The organism is Acetivibrio straminisolvens JCM 21531 (assembly GCF_000521465.1).
In the GTDB taxonomy this organism is placed as follows: Bacteria; Bacillota; Clostridia; order Acetivibrionales; family Acetivibrionaceae; genus Hungateiclostridium; species Hungateiclostridium straminisolvens.
This window is the reverse complement of record NZ_BAVR01000166.1, coordinates 1-1,072: the sequence shown is the minus strand read 5'-3', so window position 1 is coordinate 1,072 and position 1,072 is coordinate 1. Positions and strand designations below refer to the sequence as shown.

The window sequence follows — 1,072 nt, the reverse complement described above, 5'->3', positions numbered from 1 at the left end:
TGAAAGAAAAAATAAAAGCAAATAAAAAAGAATTGGAGGATAAGAAGACACTTATAAAGAACGTTAACGATAGATTAATAGGTTATATTGACAAAACCATAAAATCTGTAGAGGAAGCCAGGAATGCACTTGAGACTGTAATGAAAAAGTCGGTGGAGACTGTAGCAAAGATTGACCAAATAAATGAGAAGCTGGAAGGAGAAACGAATGAATTTTCGAATGCCACAAGGCTTGACCTTGGAAGCAAGAAAGGAAGGATATCAACGGAGGATTTGACTCCTAAGATTGCCGAACTTAATCACAACCTTGCTCTGCTGAATGATATAAAGAATTGTATAGAAAATGCGAGAATGAAAGAGCTTGGTTTGAGTGATTTTGGGGATGCAATTCCGGATATAGATGAAGTGCGTGCAAGGCTTAATATTGAGACGGTGAAGGCGAAAATAGCAGAGTATAAAGGTAAAGTCAATGGTGATCCTATTGATTATTATGCAGACAAGGGTATAATTTCTGACAAACCCAAGGAAGGGGAAAAGGATCCGAGGGATTCCATAAGTGATTTTACGAAAAAAGGCGGACCCGAGGATGAAAATCCGGTAAAGGAAAACAAGAAAACGATGCCGGAGGATGTACCGTCGAAAAATGGGTATAAACGGACGGAACTGGAAGAAATAAAAAATGACATGGAACATGTAAAGAATATACTTGGTATTATAGCTTCAGGAGGGAAGAGTGGAGGAACTTCAACCGGAAAAGAGCTTGGCGCGGTGGATTTGAGTAAGACATCGTTTTCGAAGGACAATACGGAGTTTTCAAAGAGCGGATTGAATTTTCTTTCGAGTATATCAGAAATATTTATGGACGGTATCTATAATTTGAGAGATGAAATATATATAAATGAGTACATAATGGGAAGCTTTGCGAATTACACCACGGATTTGGAGAAAGACCTGGATTTAAGAGGAAATTTGATGAAAAACAGGCCGGTTTTCTTTGACGCGAACCATGCGGATGTAGAGTATATTTTAGGGGGATTTGAGAGTGAAAAGGAGAATATAAATGCAGTAAAGGC

1 pseudogene is annotated in these 1,072 nt (G+C 38.2%); it reads left to right on the top strand.

Going from position 1 to position 1,072, the window contains the following annotated elements:
* Positions 1-32 precede the first annotated feature (32 nt).
* A pseudogene (locus tag JCM21531_RS19425) lies at positions 33-1,072 on the top strand (DUF5702 domain-containing protein); the annotation flags it as partial.